Genomic DNA, 19,342 nt, shown 5'->3' with positions numbered 1-19,342 from the left:
GGGGCTGCCATGTTACGTACCATCAACTTCATGGGCGTTCGCAATGTTGCGTTCGCCGTTACGATGCTCCTTACCGCACTGGCGTTGTTCAGCTGGTTCCATAAAGGGCTCAACTTTGGTCTGGACTTCACCGGCGGTACGCTCATCGAGCTGACCTACGAGCGTCCTGCCGATCTGGGCAAGGTTCGTCAGGAACTGGTTGCGGCGGGCTATCACGAAGCCGTCGTGCAGAGTTTCGGTGCAACGACCGATCTGCTGGTGCGCATGCCGGGTGAAGATCCGCAACTGGGCACTCAGGTCGCTGAAGCGCTGCGCAAGGCGGGTGCCGATAACCCGGCAGTGGTCAAGCGTGTCGAGTTCGTCGGCCCGCAGGTGGGTGAAGAGCTGCGCGACCAAGGCGGTATCGGCATGCTGCTGGCACTGGGCGGCGTTCTGATCTATCTGGCGTTCCGCTTCCAGTGGAAGTTCGCGGTCGGTGCAATCATCTCGCTGATCCACGACGTGGTGGTGACGATGGGGATCCTGTCGTTCTTCCAGATCACGTTCGACCTGACGGTGCTGGCGGCGGTGCTGGCGATTATCGGTTACTCGCTGAACGACACCATTGTGGTCTTCGACCGGGTACGCGAAAACTTCCGCCTGTTGCGCAAGGCTTCGCTGATCGAGAACATCAACATCTCCACCACGCAGACCTTGCTGCGCACCATTGCCACTTCGGTTTCGACTTTGTTGGCGATCTCTGCGCTGTGGGCGTTCGGTGGCGACAGCCTGGAAGGCTTCTCCATTGCGTTGTTCATCGGTGTGTTGGCGGGTACCTACTCGTCGATCTACATCGCCAACGTGGTGCTGATCTGGCTGAACCTGACCACTGAGGATCTGATTCCTCCAGTGGTTGTCGAGAAGGCTGACGACCTGCCGTAGGCCCGGTCATCATAAAAAAGGCGCGAGTGCTGAACTCGCGCCTTTTTTTATGCTCCAAGGCTAGGCATTGCGCAGTCATGCTGCGTTTCGATTGGTCAGGAGGTTCTAGTGAACAAGTCTATGCTTGTTGGTGCTGTGTTAGGTGCTGCTGTCGTAACTGCTGGCGGCGCCGTTGCCACCTATAGCTTGGTCAAGGGTGGTCCTGAGTATGCTGACGTATTGGCGGTCGAGCCAATCAACCAGCAGATCAAAACCCCCCGTGAAGTTTGCAAGGACGTAACCGTTACCCGTCAGGCGCCGGTCAAGGACCAGCACCAGATCGTCGGTAGCGTGATTGGCGCGGTTGCCGGTGGCCTGCTGGGTAATCAGGTGGGTGGCGGTAATGGCAAGAAGCTCGCGACGGTTGCCGGTGCGGTCGGCGGCGGTTATGCCGGTAACAAGGTGCAGGAAGGCATGCAAGAGCGTGATACCTACACCACGACGCAGAACCGTTGCACCACGGTCAACGATGTCAGCGACAAGGTTGTGGGCTACAACGTCAAGTACAAGTTGAACGAGAAAGTGGGTCAGGTCCGTATGGAGCGCGATCCAGGTAGCCAGATTCCGGTCGACAAGAACGGTCAGCTGATTTTGGGTCAGGCGCAGTAACGCCAGCCGCTGGGCTTCTTCAAGGCATAAAAAAACCGGCGAAAGCCGGTTTTTTTACATCTGCAGTTTAGCGTTTGAGCGACGCTGGCAGATGCGGTGCGATGGCGGTCAGTACAGCCTTGAAGCATTTGGTGTTACCGGCAACGATGTGGCCTTTCTCCAGGAAGTCGTGACCGCCTGTGAAATCGCTGACCAGACCGCCTGCTTCCTGAATCAGCAGGGCGCCTGCGGCCATGTCCCATTCAGACAGGCCTGACTCCCAGAATGCATCGAAGCGACCGGCTGCGACATACGCCAGGTCGAGGCTGGCAGCGCCTGCGCGACGGATACCGGCGGTCTGACCTACCAGGCTGCGGAACATGCCCAGGTAGTTTTCGAGGTTGTCCATCTGGTTGTCACGGAACGGGAAGCCGGTGCCGAGCAGGGCGCCTTCCAGGCTTTTGCGCTGGCTGACGCGCAGGCGGCGACCGTTAAGGGCTGCGCCGCGACCACGGCTGGCGGTGAATTCTTCCTGGCGGACCGGGTCCAGAACAACAGCGTGCTCAAGACGGCCGCGGTATTTGCAGGCAATGCTGACCGCGAAGTGCGGGATGCCGCGAACGAAGTTGGTGGTGCCATCCAGCGGGTCGATGATCCACAGGTAATCGGTACCTTCGCCGCTGCCTTCATGCATGCCGCTTTCTTCACCAAGGATGCCGTGAGTCGGGTAGGCCTTGCGCAATGCAGTGATGATGCTCTGTTCGGCAGCGCGATCGATCTCTGTGACGTAATCCTTGGCTTCTTTTTCGTCAACCTTGATGGTATCCAAGCGCTCGATGGAGCGGAAAATCAATTCGCTGGCGCTGCGGGCGGCGCGCAGCGCGATATTCAGCATGGGCTGCATGGACAATTCACCTAAGGTTGTTAAAGAGAGCCGGGCATTCTATGGGCTCATTCGAATTATTTCCAGCCTTGCGTTGTCACGACTGTCGACTGGGCATGCGTTTTTTTGCCGCTCGACGTGTACGCTCGGGTCATCCCGTCTGTACGGGTTCGTAGCGTAAGCCAGCCTGTTTCTGTAAGATTTGCCCCCCTAATTCGCGTCAGTGAGCGTTCGCCTTGTTGCAGAACATCCGTGTTGTCCTGGTCGGCACTACCCATCCCGGAAATATCGGCGGGGCCGCTCGTGCAATGAAAAACATGGGGCTTTCGCGCCTGGTACTGGTCGAACCCCGGATTTTTCCTTCGCCTGACGCCGATGCCCGTGCATCCGGTGCCACCGATATTCTTGAAGGTGCACAGGTCGTTGCGACGCTGGAAGAGGCGCTGGCCGGTTGCCGCCTGGTGCTCGGTACCAGTGCGCGGGATCGCAGTCTGCCCTGGCCGTTGCTTGATCCGCGTGCGTCTGGCGAAAAGGTCATCGAGCAGGCCGGAGAGGGTGCCGAGGTGGCGCTGGTCTTTGGTCGCGAGCATGCCGGCCTGACCAATGAAGAGCTGCAGCGCTGTCACTTCCACGTCCATATTCCATCGGACCCGGCGTTCAGTTCGCTCAATCTCGCCGCCGCCGTGCAGGTGCTCAGCTATGAAGTACGCATGGCCTGGCTGAAAGCGTCGGAGCAGGGCGCCGCGCCCCAACCGGTATCGGCGCACAGTGCCGAGTTGGCGACCATGGACGAGATGGAGGGGTTCTACGGCCACCTGGAGGCCACGCTGGTGGCTATCGGTTTCCTTGATCCTGAAAAGCCACGCCACTTGATGGCGCGCCTGCGCAGGCTGTTCGGCCGCAGCGAGGTGGAGCGCTCCGAGCTGAGTATTCTGCGCGGCGTGCTTACTGAAACCCAGAAAGTCGCACGCGGCGAACCCTACAAGCGGAAGGATCAGTGATGTTCGAGCGTCTGCGAGAAGACATACAAAGCGTGTTCCATCGCGACCCTGCGGCGCGCAACGCCTTTGAAGTCCTGACCTGCTATCCCGGCATGCACGCCATCTGGCTGCATCGCTTTGCGCACATTCTGTGGCGCAGTGGCTGGAAATGGCCGGCGCGGGTGGTGTCCAACTTCGGTCGCTGGATGACCGGGATCGAGATTCATCCGGGTGCGCGCATCGGGCGCCGTTTTTTCATCGACCACGGCATGGGCATCGTGATCGGCGAAACTGCCGAGATCGGCAATGACGTGACGCTTTATCAGGGCGTGACCCTGGGCGGCACCAGCTGGAACGCCGGCAAACGCCACCCGACGCTGGAAGATGGCGTGGTGGTCGGCGCGGGTGCCAAGGTGCTTGGGCCATTTACGGTGGGCGCTGGCGCCAAGATCGGCTCCAATGCTGTGGTAACCAAGGCGGTGCCCGCCGGTGCAACTGCCGTGGGAATTCCGGGGCGGATCATCGTCAAGTCGGACGAAGAGACCGAAGCCAGGCGCAAGGCCATGGCGGAAAAGCTCGGCTTCGATGCCTACGGTGTCAGCGGCGACATGCCAGACCCGATTGCCCGCGCCATCGGCCAGTTGCTCGATCATTTGCAGGCAGTTGACGGTCGTCTGGAAGGCATGTGTGACGCCCTTGGCAAGCTGGGGAGCGATTACTGCGCCAAAGACCTGCCTTCACTGCGTGACGAGGTCTTCGACTGTGTGAAGGAAGAGCGCGAGAACACGGCAGGCTAGAGGGCTTGGGGCGTGCCATTACGCCGCACCTTTGCTATGATGCAGCCCGCGCTTTTGGCTAATCCCGACTGTTTTACTTGGTCTAATACTTGACTCATTTACTCGGGAATAGCATACTCGCTCTCATTCCGAACCTCTGCGGTATACGCCATGCGACTGACAACTAAAGGCCGATACGCTGTAACTGCCATGCTTGATCTGGCGTTGCATGCGCAGAACGGGCCAGTGTCTCTGGCTGACATCTCCGAGCGGCAGGGCATATCCCTGTCATACCTTGAGCAGCTGTTCGCCAAGCTGCGCCGCGGCAATCTGGTTTCCAGTGTGCGTGGTCCGGGTGGTGGTTATCAGCTGTCCCGTGACATGCAAGGCATACAGGTTGCGCAGGTCGTCGACGCGGTGAATGAATCGGTCGATGCCACGCGTTGTCAGGGGCTTGGTGATTGCCATGCAGGTGACACCTGCCTGACCCACCACTTGTGGTGCGACCTGAGCCAGCAGATTCACGAATTTCTAAGCGGTATCAGCTTGGCGGATCTTGTCACTCGCCGTGAGGTACAAGAAGTCGCTCAGCGCCAGGATATGCGCCGTGGTCATAACCACATGTCGCAACTGGGTAAGATCGAAACGTCCGCCGTCGAATGAACGCAGATGAATGAGCGGTGCGCCTGCCTGATAGGAGAGCTTCAATGAAATTGCCAATTTACCTCGACTACTCCGCGACGACCCCGGTCGATCCGCGTGTCGCGCAGAAAATGATCGAATGCCTGACCGTCGAAGGAAACTTCGGTAACCCGGCTTCGCGCTCCCACGTCTTTGGCTGGAAAGCCGAAGAGGCTGTCGAGAACGCTCGTCGTCAGGTCGCCGATCTGGTCAGCGCCGATCCGCGCGAAATCGTCTGGACCTCGGGTGCCACCGAATCCAACAACCTGGCGATCAAGGGTGTTGCGCATTTCTATGCCAGCAAAGGCAAGCACCTGATCACCTCGAAAATCGAACACAAGGCTGTTCTCGATACCACGCGCCAACTTGAGCGCGAAGGTTTCGAAGTGACTTACATCGAGCCAGGTGAAGACGGCCTGATCACTCCATCGATGATTGAAGCCGCACTGCGCGACGACACCATCCTGGTGTCGGTCATGCATGTGAACAACGAAATCGGCACCATCAACGACATCGCTGCCATCGGTGAGCTGACCCGTTCGCGTGGCGTACTGTTACACGTTGATGGCGCGCAATCGACCGGCAAGGTTGACATCGATCTGGCCAGTCTCAAGGTTGACCTGATGTCGTTCTCGGCCCACAAGACCTACGGTCCGAAAGGTATCGGCGCGCTGTACGTCAGCCGCAAGCCGCGTGTCCGCCTCGAGGCGGCCATGCACGGCGGTGGCCACGAGCGCGGTATGCGTTCCGGCACACTGGCCACCCACCAGATCGTTGGCATGGGTGAAGCGTTCCGTATCGCCAAGGAAGAAATGGCCGCTGAAAACGTGCGCATCAAGGCACTCAGTGACCGTTTCTACAAGCAGGTCGAAAACCTGGAAGAGCTGTACGTCAACGGCAGCCTGGCTGCCCGCGTACCGCACAACCTGAACCTGAGCTTCAACTATGTCGAAGGCGAGTCGCTGATCATGGCGCTCAAGGATCTGGCGGTTTCGTCCGGTTCGGCCTGTACCTCGGCCTCGCTGGAGCCTTCCTACGTGCTGCGCGCCATTGGTCGTAACGACGAACTGGCACACAGCTCGATTCGCTTCACCTTCGGCCGTTTCAGCACCGAAGAAGAAATCGATTATGCCGCGCAGAAGGTCTGCGAGGCGGTCACCCGGCTGCGCACACTTTCGCCGCTGTGGGACATGTTCAAAGACGGCGTCGATATCTCCAAGATCGAGTGGGCGGCGCACTAATTTAAAGTCGCCTCCAATACAGGTCATGCGCAATTGCAGCATGACCTGCAGAGCGGCTCCCTGATGTGAGAGGAACAGAATCATGGCTTACAGCGAAAAGGTCATCGACCACTACGAGAACCCACGTAACGTCGGCAAGATGAACGCGGAAGATCCTGATGTCGGCACCGGCATGGTCGGCGCTCCGGCGTGCGGCGACGTGATGCGCCTGCAGATCAAGGTCAACGATCAGGGCGTTATCGAAGACGCCAAGTTCAAGACTTACGGCTGCGGCTCGGCGATTGCGTCCAGCTCGCTGGCAACCGAGTGGATGAAAGGCAAGACTCTGGATGAAGCAGAGACCATCAAGAACACTCAGCTGGCTGAAGAGCTGGCACTGCCGCCGGTAAAGATTCACTGCTCGGTACTCGCTGAAGACGCTATCAAAGCGGCTGTTCGCGACTACAAGCAGAAGAAAGGCCTGCTGTAAGCAGGTCTTCACAAAGAACAAGTAAGGAGCTCCGATGGCTATCAGCATGACAGAAGCTGCCGCTAACCACGTGCGACGTTCCCTTGAGGGGCGTGGCAAGGGTGATGGTGTTCGTCTGGGTGTTCGCACCACAGGTTGTTCAGGTCTTGCCTACGTGCTTGAGTTCGTCGACGAGGCGGCTGGCGAAGACACCGTGTTTGAAATGCACGGCGTCAAGGTGATCATTGACCCGAAAAGCCTGGTCTATCTGGATGGCACCGAGCTCGACTTCGTGCGCGAAGGGTTGAACGAAGGCTTCAAGTTCAACAACCCGAACTCGCGCGGTGAGTGCGGCTGTGGCGAAAGCTTCAACGTCTGAGGCTTTTATTGTGGGTACTCCCTGTCATTTCGCCCTGTTCGAGCTCAAGCCCGAGTTTCAGCTTGATCTCGACCAGTTGGCCACGCGTTACCGCGAGCTGGCGCGCAATGTTCATCCGGACCGTTTCGCTGATGCCTCGGAGGCTGAGCAGCGTGTGGCGCTGGAGCGTTCGGCCAGTCTCAACGAAGCCTATCAGACCCTCAAAAGCCCGCCGAAAAGAGCGCGCTACCTGCTGGCGATGAATGGCAACGAGGTGCCGATCGAGGTCACCGTGCATGACCCCGAGTTTCTTCTGCAGCAGATGCAATTGCGCGAAGATCTTGAGGATCTGCAGGATGAAGCCGATCTTGCCGGGGTTGCGACCTTCAAGCGCCAGCTCAAGATTGCTCAGGAAGCACTCAACCAGAGCTTCGCTGCCTGTTGGAATGATCCTGCACAACGCGAGCACGCTGAAAAGCTGATGCGGCGTATGCAGTTTCTCGACAAGCTTTCTCACGAAGTGCGCCAGCTAGAAGAGCGCCTCGACGATTAACCCCGTGCGGCCTCGGCTGCACGCCAGTGATTATTCTGAACAGCATGGCCTTACTGCAAATCGCCGAACCCGGCCTGAGTCCTCAACCGCACCAGCGTCGTCTGGCTGTGGGGATCGACCTGGGCACCACAAATTCTCTGGTTGCTGCCGTACGCAGCGGCCTGTCCGAGCCGTTGGCCGATGCAGAAGGGCAGGTCATTCTGCCGTCTGCCGTGCGCTACCACGCTGATCGTGTCGAAGTGGGTCAGTCGGCAAAAGTCGCCGCCTCCCAGGATCCGTTCAATACCGTGTTGTCGGTCAAGCGTCTCATGGGTCGTGGTCTGACCGACGTCAAGCAATTGGGCGAGCAACTGCCTTATCGCTTTGTTGGCGGCGAGTCGCACATGCCGTTCATCGACACCGTACAGGGCCCGAAAAGCCCGGTTGAAGTGTCCGCCGACATTCTCAAGGTTCTGCGTCAGCGTGCTGAAGCGGCGCTGGGTGGCGAGTTGGTGGGTGCGGTGATCACGGTGCCGGCCTATTTCGACGATTCCCAGCGTCAGGCCACCAAGGACGCCGCCAAGCTGGCCGGCCTCAATGTGCTGCGCCTGCTCAATGAGCCTACGGCTGCTGCGGTTGCTTACGGTCTGGATCAAAAAGCCGAAGGCGTCGTGGCCATTTATGACCTGGGTGGCGGTACGTTCGATATTTCGATTTTGCGCCTGACCGGTGGCGTATTCGAGGTGCTGGCTACTGGTGGTGATACAGCATTGGGTGGCGATGATTTCGATCATGCCATTGCCAGCTGGATCGTCGCCGATGCCGGGCTGTCTGCCGATATCGATCCGTCCGCGCAACGCAATCTGTTGCAGACCGCCTGTTCCGCCAAGGAAGCGCTGACTGACGCCGAGTCCGTCGACGTTGCCTATGGCGAATGGCGCGGCACGCTGACTCGCGACGCGTTCAATGCACTGATCGAGCCCATGGTCGCGCTTAGCCTCAAAGCCTGTCGTCGTGCCGTGCGTGACACCGGTATCGAGCTTGAAGAAGTCGAGGCGGTGGTCATGGTCGGTGGTTCGACCCGTGTTCCCCATGTTCGCGAAGCGGTCGCCGAGCTGTTCGGCCGTAAGCCCCTGACCGACATCGACCCGGATCAAGTGGTGGCCATTGGGGCTGCGATCCAGGCGGATACCCTGGCAGGCAACAAGCGTGATGGCGGCGAACTGCTTTTGCTTGACGTGATTCCGCTCTCGTTGGGGCTGGAAACCATGGGCGGGCTGATGGAGAAGGTCATTCCGCGCAACACCACGATCCCTGTTGCTCGTGGTCAGGAATTCACGACCTACAAAGATGGCCAGACGGCCATGAAAATCCATGTTCTGCAGGGCGAGCGCGAGCTGGTCAGCGATTGCCGTTCGCTGGCGCGTTTCGAATTGCGCGGCATTCCGCCGATGGTCGCGGGCGCGGCGAAAATCCGCGTCACGTTCCAGGTCGATGCTGATGGCCTGCTCAGCGTTTCGGCGCGTGAGATGGGCTCGGGCATCGAGTCGAGTATCCAGGTCAAACCGTCCTACGGGCTGACTGACGGCGAAATTACTCGCATGCTCAAGGATTCCTTCGAGTACGCCGGCGACGACAAGGTTGCCCGCGTGCTGCGTGAGCATCAGGTTGACGCCGAGCGTCTGCTCGAAGCGGTTCAGGGTGCGCTGGATGCCGATGGCGAGCGTCTTCTCGATGAAGAAGAGCGTATGGTCATAAGCCTGCAGATGGAAGAATTACGTGAATTGATGCAAGGCACTGATGGCTATGCCATCGAGCAGCAGACCAAGCGTCTGTCGCAAGTGACCGACGCATTTGCTGCCCGACGCCTTGATTCGACGGTAAAAGCCGCACTGGCCGGGCGCAACTTGAATGAGATTGAGGAATAACTGATGCCGCAGGTGATTTTTCTGCCCCACGCCGAGCATTGCCCGGACGGGCTGGTTGTAGAAGTGGAGCCCGGCACGTCTATTCTCGACATTGCCCATGAGCATCACATCGAGATCGAAAGCGCCTGTGGCGGCGTGTGTGCTTGCACCACCTGCCATTGCGTCATTCGCGAAGGCTTCGATTCGCTGAACGAAGCCGATGAGCTGGAAGAAGACATGCTCGACAAGGCCTGGGGGCTGGAAGCGCAATCGCGTCTCTCCTGTCAGGCCATTGTCGGCACTGAAGACCTGACCGTCGAAATACCCAAGTATTCGCTCAACCACGCTGCTGAAGCGCCACACTGATTCAAGGATTGCTCATGAGTCTCAAATGGGTTGATGTGCAGGAAATTGCTATCCAGCTGGCTGAAAGCCACCCGGAAGTGAATCCGCTCACTGTGAGTTTCCCCAAGCTGCGTAATCTGGTCATGGCCTTGCCTGAATTCGATGACCACCCGGACCGCAGCGGGGAAAAAGTCCTCGAAGCGATCCAGACATTGTGGATCGAAGAGCTGGATTGACGTTCAGTAACGTACGCCGTTAGGCAATACACCAGAACCCGCGTATAATTCGCGGGTTTAATTTTTCGCTTAAATCACTGTTTCTGGAGTTTCACCATGGCTGTTCAACGTACTTTCTCCATCATCAAGCCTGACGCCGTTGCAAAGAACGTAATCGGCGAGATCACCACTCGTTTTGAAAAAGCCGGTCTGCGCGTTGTTGCTTCCAAGCTGAAGCAACTGTCCAAGGCCGAAGCTGAAGGTTTCTACGCTGAGCACAGCGCCCGTGGTTTCTTCGGTGACCTGGTTGCCTTCATGATCTCCGGTCCGGTTGTCGTTCAGGTTCTGGAAGGCGAAAACGCCATCGCTCTGAACCGCGAGCTGATGGGCGCTACCAACCCTAAAGAAGCTGCTGCCGGCACCATCCGCGCTGATTTCGCTGACTCCATCGACGCCAACGCAGTACACGGTTCCGATTCCGAAGCAGCCGCTGCTCGCGAAATCTCGTACTTCTTCGCCGCTACCGAAGTAACCGCTCGCTAAGTCATTTTGACTGACGAGTGAAGGGTGAATTCATGATTGCATCGACTGGTAAAACCAACCTGCTGGGTCTGACTCAGCCGGAAATGGAGAAATTCTTCGACTCTATCGGGGAGAAGCGCTTCCGTGCCGGTCAGGTCATGAAGTGGATTCACCACTTTGGCGTCGATGATTTCGACGCCATGACGAATGTCAGCAAGGCCCTGCGCGAAAAGCTCAAGGCCTGTGCCGAGGTTCGTGGTCCTGAAGTGGTCAGTGAAGACATCTCTACCGATGGCACCCGTAAATGGGTGGTGCGTGTAGAGTCCGGCAGCTGCGTCGAGACCGTCTACATTCCGCAGGGCAAACGCGGCACCTTGTGTGTTTCGTCCCAGGCGGGCTGCGCCCTGGATTGCAGTTTCTGCTCCACCGGCAAGCAAGGCTTCAATAGCAACCTCACCGCCGCAGAAGTGATCGGCCAGGTGTGGATTGCCAACAAATCCTTTGGCAGCGTCCCGGCTACCGTCGACCGTGCCATCACCAACGTGGTGATGATGGGCATGGGTGAGCCGCTGCTGAACTTCGACAATGTCATTGCCGCCATGCATCTGATGATGGATGACCTGGGGTATGGCATTTCCAAGCGTCGTGTGACGTTGTCCACCTCCGGCGTGGTGCCGATGATCGATGAGCTTTCGAAGCATATCGACGTGTCGCTGGCCCTGTCGCTGCATGCGCCGAATGACGCGCTGCGCAACCAGTTGGTGCCGATCAATAAGAAATACCCGTTGAAGATGCTGCTTGAGTCCTGCCGTCGCTACATGGCCAGTCTGGGCGAAAAGCGCGTGCTGACCATCGAGTACACGATGCTCAAGGACATCAACGACCAGGTCGAACACGCAGTCGAGATGATCGAGCTGCTCAAGGACACACCTTGCAAGATCAACCTGATCCCGTTCAACCCGTTCCCGCACTCCGGATACGAGCGTCCCAGCAATAACGCAATTCGTCGCTTTCAGGACTTGTTGCATCAGGCTGGTTATAACGTCACTGTGCGTACCACGCGTGGTGAAGATATCGACGCTGCATGCGGCCAGCTGGTCGGGCAGGTGATGGATCGCACGCGTCGTAGCGAACGCTACATCGCCGTGCGTGAGCTGAGTTCCGAAGCCGATGTGGCTCCGGTAGCGGCGACCAGAACCTGACCGGGAAGGACTCCATGTCTGTGCGTGCCTTGTTTTTACTGTGTGTTGTCATGCTGCTGACGGCCTGTGTGTCTACAGGCAACGTCAATCCGCTGACCACCAAGCAGGGGCGCGACGAGGCACGCAGGGCGTATGTGCAGCTTGGCCTGGGTTACCTTCAGGAAGGCCAGACCGAACGTGCCAAGATCCCGTTGAAACGAGCGCTTGAACTCGACAGTTCCGATCCGCAGGCCAATGCTGCACTGGCGCTGGTGTTCCAGACGGAAATGGAACCGGAACTCGCCGAGCAGTATTTTCACAAGGCGCTGTCCGCCAGCAACAATGACACCCGTATCGTCAATAATTACGGCAGCTTTCTCTACGAGCAGAAGCGCTACAAGGAAGCTTACGAGCGTTTCGAGCAGGCCGCTGCCGACAACCTGTATCCTGAGCGATCCCGGGTGTTCGAAAGCCTGGGCATGACCTCTTTGCAACTGGGTAACCGCGATCAGGCCCGCGAGCAGTTCACCAAGGCACTGCGCCTTGACCGCCGACTGACGCGAGCCTTGCTGGAAATGGCTCAAATGTCCTACGAGGACAAGCAATATGTGCCAGCACGCGATTATTACGACCGTTTTAGCCAACTCGGCGAGCAAAATGCACGTAGTCTATTGCTCGGTGCACGCTTGGCGAAGATCTATGATGATCGTAACAAGGCAGCCAGTCTTGGTCTGCTATTGAAAAGACTCTATCCCGGTACGCCGGAATATCAGCAATACCTGTCGGAGCAATGATGAAAGCGGCGCATCCCGAAGTTGTGGCAACCACCCGCGTGAATCCTGGAGAAACCCTGCGCCAGGCCCGCGAGAGCAGGAGCTGGTCGCTGCCAGATGTGGCTTTGAGGCTGAACCTTACCGTGTCTTCCCTGAGCAATCTGGAGAACGGCAATTTTGAAAAGCTGCCTGGGCATACGTTTGCCCGGGGGTACGTGCGTGCCTACGCCAAACTGCTGGATCTCGATCAGGCAGCGCTGGTCGAACAGTTTGACCAGTACACCGGGACCGACGGCAAAGGCAGTTCGGTCCACGCGTTGGGGCGTATCGAAGAGCCAGTCAGGCTGTCTCACAATATTTTGCGCATCGTCAGCCTTTTGTTGCTGGTGGTGCTGGTGGGCGGCGGCTTCGTCTGGTGGCAGGATCAGGCTTCCTTGCGTGGCAAGGATCAGTCCGGCCTGAACATGGAACACGTCGAAGTCGAAAGTGCCGACGGCACTACGCAGATTCACCCGCTGGACGAGCCTGAAGAAGCTCCGGTCGCCGAAGTACCGGCTTCCGGGCAGACTTCATTGCCTTTGAATACCGGCGCACCTGCCAGTGAAGCGCCGAGCGCGGCACCGGCTGCTCCGGCTGCTGGCGTTGCCGGCCACTCTGCAGCGCAAACGCCTGCTGCCGCGACGCCGCCTGCAAGCCCTGCGCAAGCGCCGGTTGCTGCGCCGAACGTACCGTCCATGCCCACGACGCCTGCCGAACAGCCTGCGCCCGTCATGGCCGGTGCCGGTCAGGTCTCCGTACAGTTCGTTGCCGATTGCTGGACCCAGTTGACTGACGGTAACGGCAAGGTGCTGGTCAGTGGTCTGAAGCGCAAGGGCGAAACCCTCGATGTCAGCGGCAAGCCGCCCCTGACCTTGCGTCTGGGCTTCGCGCGCGGTGCGCAGGTCAGCTACAACGGCCAGTCGGTAGACGTTGCACCTTTCACCAGTGGCGAAACTGCTCGCCTGAAGCTGGGGCAATAAATCATGCACGGTGAATCTCCGATAAAGCGTCGCGTCTCCCGTAAAATCTGGGTCGGTTCTGTACCGGTCGGTGGTGATGCGCCGATTGCCGTACAGAGCATGACCAACAGCGACACCAACGATGTGGCTGCCACGGTTGCCCAGATCAACCGTCTGGAAGCGGCGGGCGTCGATATCGTGCGGGTGTCCGTCCCCGACATGGACGCTGCCGAGGCATTTGGCCGCATCAAGCAACTGGTCAAGGTGCCACTGGTCGCGGATATTCATTTCGACCACCGGATCGCCTTGCGTGTGGCGGAGCTGGGCGTCGACTGCCTGCGCATCAACCCTGGCAACATCGGTCGTGAAGACCGTGTGCGTGCGGTCGTTGATGCAGCGCGTGACCGCGGTATTCCGATCCGCATCGGCGTCAACGCCGGTTCGCTGGAAAAAGACCTGCAAAAGAAATACGGCGAGCCTACCCCGGAAGCGCTGGTCGAATCGGCGCTGCGCCATGTCGAACACCTGGAACGCCTGAATTTTCAGGACTTCAAGGTCAGTGTGAAAGCTTCCGACGTGTTCATGGCCGTCGCGGCCTATCGCCTGCTGGCCAAAGAAATTGTCCAGCCGCTGCACCTGGGCATTACTGAAGCGGGCGGCCTGCGCTCGGGTACCGTAAAATCGGCTGTCGGTCTCGGTATGCTGCTTGCCGAAGGGATTGGCGATACTATCCGCATCTCGCTGGCCGCTGACCCGGTCGAAGAGGTGAAAGTCGGGTACGACATTCTCAAATCGTTGCGCCTTCGTTCCCGTGGGATCAACTTCATCGCCTGCCCGAGCTGCTCGCGGCAGAACTTCGATGTGGTCAAGACCATGAACGAGCTTGAAGGTCGTCTCGAAGATTTGCTGGTGCCGCTTGATGTTGCGGTCATCGGTTGTGTGGTCAACGGTCCTGGCGAAGCCAAGGAGGCGCATATCGGCCTCACCGGCGGTACGCCGAACCTGATCTACATCGATGGCAAGCCGGCGCAGAAACTGACCAACGACAATCTCGTGGACGAGCTTGAACGCTTGATTCGCGAGAAAGCGGCCGAAAAGGCCGAAGCTGACGCATCGGTCATCGTGCGCGGCTAACCAGGATTGCTAAGGATTTTCTGTGAGTAAGTCTCTACAAGCCATTCGTGGCATGAACGACATTCTGCCCGAGCAGACGCCGCTGTGGCGCCACTTCGAGGGCACTGTCTCGCGTCTGCTGGATAACTACGGTTATCGGCAGATTCGCATGCCTGTCGTCGAGTTCACCGACCTGTTCAAGCGCTCTATCGGTGAAGTGACCGATATCGTCGAGAAAGAGATGTACACCTTTGCCGACCGCAACGGTGATTCTCTGACCCTGCGCCCGGAAGGCACTGCTGCCTGCGTGCGTGCTGTACTTGAGCACGGCATCACCGGCGGTGGCCAGGTTCAGAAGCTGTGGTACATCGGGCCGATGTTCCGCCATGAGCGGCCGCAAAAGGGCCGCTATCGCCAGTTTCACCAGATCGGCGTGGAAGTGTTCAACCTCGACGGTCCGGACATCGATGCCGAGCTGATCGTCATGACCTGGCGCCTTTGGGGCCTGCTGGGCATTCGTAATGCGGTCAAGCTTGAACTGAACAGCCTGGGCACCAGCGAAGCGCGTGCCCGCTATCGTGATGCGCTGGTCGAGTTTCTCTCGGCGCACCTCGATCAGCTCGACGAAGACAGCCAGCGTCGCCTGAAAACCAACCCGCTGCGCGTACTGGATACCAAGCACCCTGAAACCCAGGCTGTGCTGGTCGATGCACCGAAGCTGGCAGATTATCTGGACGACGAATCGCGGGTCCATTTCGAAGGCCTCAAGGCGCGTCTGGATGCGGCAGGCATTCCTTACGTCATCAACCCGAAGCTGGTGCGCGGGCTGGACTACTACAGCAAAACCGTTTTCGAATGGGTCACCGATCAATTGGGCGCTCAGGGCACTGTCTGTGCAGGCGGCCGCTATGATGGGCTGGTCGAACAGATGGGTGGCAAGCCGACTGCCGGTGTCGGCTTCGCAATGGGTATCGAGCGTCTGGTGCTGCTGCTTGAGACGCTGGAGCAGGTCCCGGAAGAGATTGCCCGTCAGGTCGACGTCTATCTGTGTGCCTTTGGCGAAGCCGCCGAACTGGCCGCGCTGACGCTGGCCGAGAAGGTCCGCGATCAGGTGCCGAATCTGCGCTTGCAGGTCAATGCCGGTGCCGGCAGCTTCAAGAGTCAGTTCAAGAAAGCCGACAAGAGCGGTGCGCTGTACGCCTTGATCCTCGGTGAAGAAGAACTGGCTGCACAGGTTATTGGCGTCAAACCCCTGCGTGGTCAGGGTGAACAACAAAATATTGCCTGGGATGCTCTGTCAGAGCACCTGGCCTCCTGCGCCGTGCAGGGTTGAAGCTGATTAACAGCCGTTTAGCGAATAGGAGTATTGGGGTGTCGGGTACCGAAGATGAAGAGCTGGCGGTAATGAAGGACTGGTGGCAGCGCAACGGCAAGCCTTTGCTGACCGGTGGTTTGCTGGCAGTGGTCGTGGTTTTGGGCTGGCAGTTCTGGCACAGGTATCAGGCCAGCCAGTCGCAAGGCGCCTCGATGCTTTACCAGCAATTGCTGGAAACCGCTCTGACGCCGAGTGGCCAGGCCGATACCGCACGCGTCGCCGAGTTGTCCGGCAAGCTGAAAAGCGAATTCGGTGGCACTACCTATGCTCAGTTCGGTAGCCTGTTCGTCGCCAAGGTGGCTGTTGACGCGGGCAAGCTGGATGACGCAGCGGCTGAATTGAAAACCGTGGCTGACAAACCGGCCAACGACACACTGGCCGAGATTGCCCGTCAGCGTCTGGCTCGCGTGCTGGCTGCGCAGAACAAGACCGATGACGCATTGAAGCTGCTCGACGGAGATGCCGACAAGGCATTCCTCGCCAGCCGTGAAGAACTCAAGGGTGACCTGCTGGTACAGCTGGGTCGTACCGACGAGGCACATGCTGCATACCAAAAGGCCAAATCTGCTCTGTCCGAAGACGCAGCAGTCGGTGGCCTGCAAATGAAGCTCGACGATCTGGCGAAAGGGGATGCGTGACGTGATTCGTTGGAAACATGCAGCATTGCTGGCTCTGGCCATTCTGGCCGCGGGTTGCAGCAGCAACAGCAAGAAGGAATTGCCTCCGGCCGAGCTGACCGACTTCAAGGAAGAGGTGGTTCTGCACAAGCAGTGGAGCCGCTCGATCGGAGACGGCCAGGGCAAGACCTACAACATGCTGGTTCCGGCCATCGACGGCGATCGCATCTATGCGTCTGACGTCACTGGCGAAGTGGTATCGCTTGATCGCCTGACCGGCGACGTGATCTGGAAGAAGGATCTCGATCTTCCTGTCTCCGGCGCTGTCGGCGTAGGGTACGGCCTGGTCATGATCGGCACCCTCAAGGGTGAAGTCGTGGCCATGGACGCTGCGACCGGTGAAGAAAAGTGGCGCGCTCGCGTGACCAGCGAAGTGCTGGCTCCGCCTGCGACCAACGGCAGTGTGGTGGTCGTTCAGACTCAGGATGACCGCATCGTCGGTTTCGACGCTTCCACCGGTTCGCAGCTGTGGATCTACGAAAGCACGCCAGCAGTGCTGACCCTGCGCGGCACGGGCGCTCCGCTCGCCACCAACCGTCTCGCCGTCGCCGGTCTGTCGACCGGCAAGGTCGTTGCACTGGATATTTCCAACGGCGTACCGGTCTGGGAACAGCGCGTTGCTGTACCGCAAGGTCGCTCGGAACTGGATCGTGTGGTTGATATCGACGGTGGGCTGCTGCTCTCCGGCGGTACACTGTACGTCGCTACCTATCAGGGCCGCGTTGCCGGTCTTGAGCTGGAAAGCGGTCGTGTACTCTGGCAGCGCGATGCCTCCAGCTACTCCGGCGTCGCCCAGGGCTTTGGTAGCGTTTATGCCACGTTGGCTTCCGGCACTGTCGAAGGCATCGACGAGCGTTCGTCCTCCGCCTTGTGGAGCAACGAGTCGCTGGCTCGCCGCCAGTTGGGCGCGCCGGAAGTGTATTCCAGCTATGTAGCGGTCGGTGACATGGAAGGCTACCTTCACCTGTTGAGCCAGGTGGATGGTCGTTTTGTCGGTCGCGAGCGCATCGACAGCGATGGCCTGCGTGCCCGTCCGCTGGTGGTTGGAGACATGATTTACGTGTATGGCAACAGCGGCAAACTGGAAGCCCTGACCATCAAGCAATAAGTGTCCATGCCTGGGGCTTATGGCCCCGGGTGACCTTGCTTCGGCAAGGCTGCAGCGTCTTCGGGCGCTGCTCCGAACTCCGGCCGCTGCCTTGCAGCGGCTTTTGTATTTTCTGAAATAACGAAGTGGAGAGCCGCATGGTTCCCGTAATCGCCCTGGTGGGTCGACCGAACGTCGGCAAGTCCACCATGTTCAACCGCCTGACCAGGACTCGTGACGCCATCGTCGGCGATCTGTCCGGTCTTACCCGTGATCGCCAATACGGAGAGGCGAAGTGGCAAGGGCGCTCCTATATTCTGATCGACACCGGCGGTATTTCCGGTGACGAGCATGGCATGGACGAAAAAATGGCCGAGCAGTCGCTGCTGGCCATTGAAGAAGCCGATGTGGTGCTGTTTCTGGTGGATGCCCGTGCAGGTTATACCGCCGCTGACCAGATGATTGGCGAGCACCTGCGCAAGCGCAACAAGCGTTCCTATGTGGTTGCCAACAAGATCGACAACATCGACGAGAACCTGGCGCGTGCCGAGTTCAGCCCGATGGGTCTGGGCGACGCCATTCCGGTGGCCGGTGCCCACGGTCGCGGCATCTCGCAGATGCTCGAAATCGCCCTACGGGAATTCCCCAAGGACGAAGACGAACTTGAAGAAGGTGAGGTCGAGGAAGTCGCCGAAGGTCAGGAAGCCAAGCGCATTCCCGGCCCGAGCGAAAAAGACGGCATCAAGATCGCAATCATCGGTCGTCCAAACGTCGGCAAGTCGACGCTGGTCAACCGCATGCTGGGTGAAGACCGGGTTATCGTCTATGACGAGCCAGGCACCACTCGCGACAGCATCTACATTCCTTTCGAGCGTAACGAAGAGAAGTACACGCTGATCGACACCGCCGGTGTGCGCAAGCGCGGCAAGATCCACGAAGAAGTCGAAAAGTTCTCCGTGGTCAAGACGCTGCAGGCCATCAAGGACGCCAACGTGGTGATCTTCGTGATGGACGCGCGCGAAGGCGTGGTCGATCACGACCTGAACCTGCTGGGCTTCGCACTCGAAGCCGGCCGTGCGCTGGTCATCGCGCTGAACAAGTGGGACGGCATGACGCCGGGCGAACGTGACTTCGTGAAGATCGAGCTGGAACGCCGGTTGTTCTTCGTCGACTTCGCGGACATCCACTTCATCTCGGCCTTGCACGGCACGGGCGTGGGTAACCTGTATCAGTCGGTGCAGAACTCGTTCAAGTCTGCGGTAACACGCTGGCCGACCAGCCGTCTGACTCAGATCCTCGAAGACGCGGTCAGCGAGCATGCGCCACCGATGGTCGGCAGCCGCCGCATCAAGCTGCGTTACGCTCACCTGGGGGGTGCCAACCCGCCGCTGATCGTGATCCACGGTAACCAGGTCGAGAAAGTACCGAAGTCCTACGTTCGCTACCTGGAAAACACCTATCGCCGCGTGCTCAAACTGGTTGGTACGCCGATCCGTATCGAGTTCAAGGGTGGCGAGAACCCGTATGAAGGCAACAAGAACACGCTGACTGACCGCCAGGTCAACAAGAAGCGTCGAATGATGTCGCACCACAAGAAAGCCGACAAGAAGCGCCGCGACAAGCGCTGAGTCGGTATCTGGAAAAAGGCGCTTCGGCGCCTTTTTTTGTGTTTGTTTTATGCGCTATTCTGCTGGGCCCGAGC

22 protein-coding genes are annotated in these 19,342 nt (G+C 58.9%); 21 read left to right on the top strand and 1 reads right to left on the bottom strand.

Translation table 11 applies throughout. The features are described 5' to 3' along the window. The first annotated feature begins 9 nt into the window (after window positions 1–9). Window positions 10–921, top strand: coding sequence for a protein translocase subunit SecF (secF, locus tag I9H07_RS17740; protein WP_024674843.1), 912 nt, complete (start codon window positions 10–12; stop codon window positions 919–921). A gap of 108 nt (window positions 922–1,029) precedes the next feature. Continuing rightward, window positions 1,030–1,569 carry a glycine zipper 2TM domain-containing protein gene (locus I9H07_RS17735; RefSeq protein WP_024645244.1) on the top strand — a complete coding sequence of 180 codons (540 nt, stop codon included), beginning with the start codon at window positions 1,030–1,032 and terminating at the stop codon, window positions 1,567–1,569. 67 nt (window positions 1,570–1,636) lie between these two features. On the opposite strand, the gene suhB is transcribed toward I9H07_RS17735, so the two are convergent. Further along, on the bottom strand, window positions 1,637–2,452 hold the full coding sequence (gene suhB / locus I9H07_RS17730; RefSeq protein WP_007248509.1) for a type III secretion system regulator SuhB: 816 nt from the start codon (window positions 2,450–2,452) through the stop codon (window positions 1,637–1,639). Between the two features lie 215 nt (window positions 2,453–2,667). Between suhB and trmJ the strand changes: the two genes are divergently transcribed. The 19 genes from trmJ to der all read left to right on the top strand — a co-directional run bounded on the left by trmJ (window position 2,668) and on the right by der (window position 19,268). Continuing rightward, window positions 2,668–3,432: a tRNA (cytosine(32)/uridine(32)-2'-O)-methyltransferase TrmJ gene (gene trmJ / locus I9H07_RS17725; RefSeq protein ID WP_058392325.1), complete on the top strand. Its 765-nt coding sequence runs from the start codon at window positions 2,668–2,670 to the stop codon at window positions 3,430–3,432. Further along, window positions 3,432–4,208 (top strand): serine O-acetyltransferase, encoded by a 777-nt coding sequence (cysE, locus tag I9H07_RS17720; RefSeq protein WP_058392326.1) that lies wholly within the window; start codon window positions 3,432–3,434, stop codon window positions 4,206–4,208. The genes trmJ and cysE overlap by 1 nt, the downstream gene beginning before the upstream one ends. Before the next feature lie 150 nt (window positions 4,209–4,358). Then, on the top strand, window positions 4,359–4,850 hold the full coding sequence (iscR, locus tag I9H07_RS17715; protein ID WP_058392327.1) for a Fe-S cluster assembly transcriptional regulator IscR: 492 nt from the start codon (window positions 4,359–4,361) through the stop codon (window positions 4,848–4,850). Window positions 4,851–4,894: 44 nt separating this feature from the next. Next, a complete protein-coding gene (locus I9H07_RS17710; protein ID WP_024674840.1) occupies window positions 4,895–6,109 on the top strand; it encodes an IscS subfamily cysteine desulfurase in 1,215 nt (404 codons plus the stop codon). An 82-nt stretch (window positions 6,110–6,191) separates the two neighbouring features. After that, window positions 6,192–6,578, top strand: coding sequence for a Fe-S cluster assembly scaffold IscU (gene iscU, locus I9H07_RS17705; protein ID WP_007248515.1), 387 nt, complete (start codon window positions 6,192–6,194; stop codon window positions 6,576–6,578). A 34-nt stretch (window positions 6,579–6,612) separates the two neighbouring features. After that, window positions 6,613–6,936, top strand: coding sequence for an iron-sulfur cluster assembly protein IscA (gene iscA / locus I9H07_RS17700; RefSeq protein ID WP_002552477.1), 324 nt, complete (start codon window positions 6,613–6,615; stop codon window positions 6,934–6,936). Window positions 6,937–6,946: 10 nt separating this feature from the next. Next, window positions 6,947–7,468, top strand: coding sequence for a co-chaperone HscB (gene hscB, locus I9H07_RS17695; RefSeq protein WP_024674839.1), 522 nt, complete (start codon window positions 6,947–6,949; stop codon window positions 7,466–7,468). 44 nt (window positions 7,469–7,512) lie between these two features. Further along, entirely contained in the window at window positions 7,513–9,375 is a 1,863-nt protein-coding gene (gene hscA / locus I9H07_RS17690; protein ID WP_236424861.1) for a Fe-S protein assembly chaperone HscA, read from the top strand. A gap of 3 nt (window positions 9,376–9,378) precedes the next feature. After that, a complete protein-coding gene (gene fdx, locus I9H07_RS17685; protein ID WP_007248518.1) occupies window positions 9,379–9,720 on the top strand; it encodes an ISC system 2Fe-2S type ferredoxin in 342 nt (113 codons plus the stop codon). Between the two features lie 14 nt (window positions 9,721–9,734). Continuing rightward, window positions 9,735–9,935, top strand: coding sequence for a Fe-S cluster assembly protein IscX (gene iscX, locus I9H07_RS17680; RefSeq protein ID WP_024674837.1), 201 nt, complete (start codon window positions 9,735–9,737; stop codon window positions 9,933–9,935). Window positions 9,936–10,031: 96 nt separating this feature from the next. Then, complete coding sequence (gene ndk, locus I9H07_RS17675) at window positions 10,032–10,457, top strand: nucleoside-diphosphate kinase (RefSeq protein WP_002552482.1); 426 nt, start codon at window positions 10,032–10,034, stop codon at window positions 10,455–10,457. A 32-nt stretch (window positions 10,458–10,489) separates the two neighbouring features. After that, a complete protein-coding gene (gene rlmN / locus I9H07_RS17670) occupies window positions 10,490–11,638 on the top strand; it encodes a 23S rRNA (adenine(2503)-C(2))-methyltransferase RlmN (RefSeq protein ID WP_024674836.1) in 1,149 nt (382 codons plus the stop codon). Between the two features lie 14 nt (window positions 11,639–11,652). Further along, complete coding sequence (pilW, locus tag I9H07_RS17665; RefSeq protein WP_024674835.1) at window positions 11,653–12,411, top strand: type IV pilus biogenesis/stability protein PilW; 759 nt, start codon at window positions 11,653–11,655, stop codon at window positions 12,409–12,411. Further along, complete coding sequence (locus tag I9H07_RS17660) at window positions 12,411–13,409, top strand: RodZ domain-containing protein (RefSeq protein ID WP_058392329.1); 999 nt, start codon at window positions 12,411–12,413, stop codon at window positions 13,407–13,409. The genes pilW and I9H07_RS17660 overlap by 1 nt, the downstream gene beginning before the upstream one ends. 3 nt (window positions 13,410–13,412) lie before the next feature. After that, the gene (gene ispG, locus I9H07_RS17655) at window positions 13,413–14,522 is read left to right on the top strand and encodes a flavodoxin-dependent (E)-4-hydroxy-3-methylbut-2-enyl-diphosphate synthase (RefSeq protein WP_024674833.1); all 1,110 of its coding nucleotides are present in this window, start codon (window positions 13,413–13,415) and stop codon (window positions 14,520–14,522) included. A 22-nt stretch (window positions 14,523–14,544) separates the two neighbouring features. Continuing rightward, window positions 14,545–15,834 carry a histidine--tRNA ligase gene (gene hisS / locus I9H07_RS17650; RefSeq protein ID WP_024674832.1) on the top strand — a complete coding sequence of 430 codons (1,290 nt, stop codon included), beginning with the start codon at window positions 14,545–14,547 and terminating at the stop codon, window positions 15,832–15,834. Between the two features lie 38 nt (window positions 15,835–15,872). Continuing rightward, entirely contained in the window at window positions 15,873–16,514 is a 642-nt protein-coding gene (locus I9H07_RS17645) for a YfgM family protein (RefSeq protein WP_236424860.1), read from the top strand. Continuing rightward, window positions 16,507–17,661, top strand: coding sequence for an outer membrane protein assembly factor BamB (bamB, locus tag I9H07_RS17640; RefSeq protein ID WP_024674830.1), 1,155 nt, complete (start codon window positions 16,507–16,509; stop codon window positions 17,659–17,661). The genes I9H07_RS17645 and bamB overlap by 8 nt, the downstream gene beginning before the upstream one ends. A gap of 137 nt (window positions 17,662–17,798) precedes the next feature. Beyond that, window positions 17,799–19,268 carry a ribosome biogenesis GTPase Der gene (gene der / locus I9H07_RS17635; protein ID WP_003380618.1) on the top strand — a complete coding sequence of 490 codons (1,470 nt, stop codon included), beginning with the start codon at window positions 17,799–17,801 and terminating at the stop codon, window positions 19,266–19,268. The last annotated feature ends 74 nt before the right edge of the window (window positions 19,269–19,342 follow it).

Origin of the sequence: Pseudomonas syringae (genome assembly GCF_023278085.1) — a bacterium.
GTDB lineage: Bacteria > Pseudomonadota > Gammaproteobacteria > Pseudomonadales > Pseudomonadaceae > Aquipseudomonas > Aquipseudomonas syringae_Q.
Note: the sequence above shows the minus strand (reverse complement) of the source record. Positions and strands in the feature narration are given on the sequence as shown.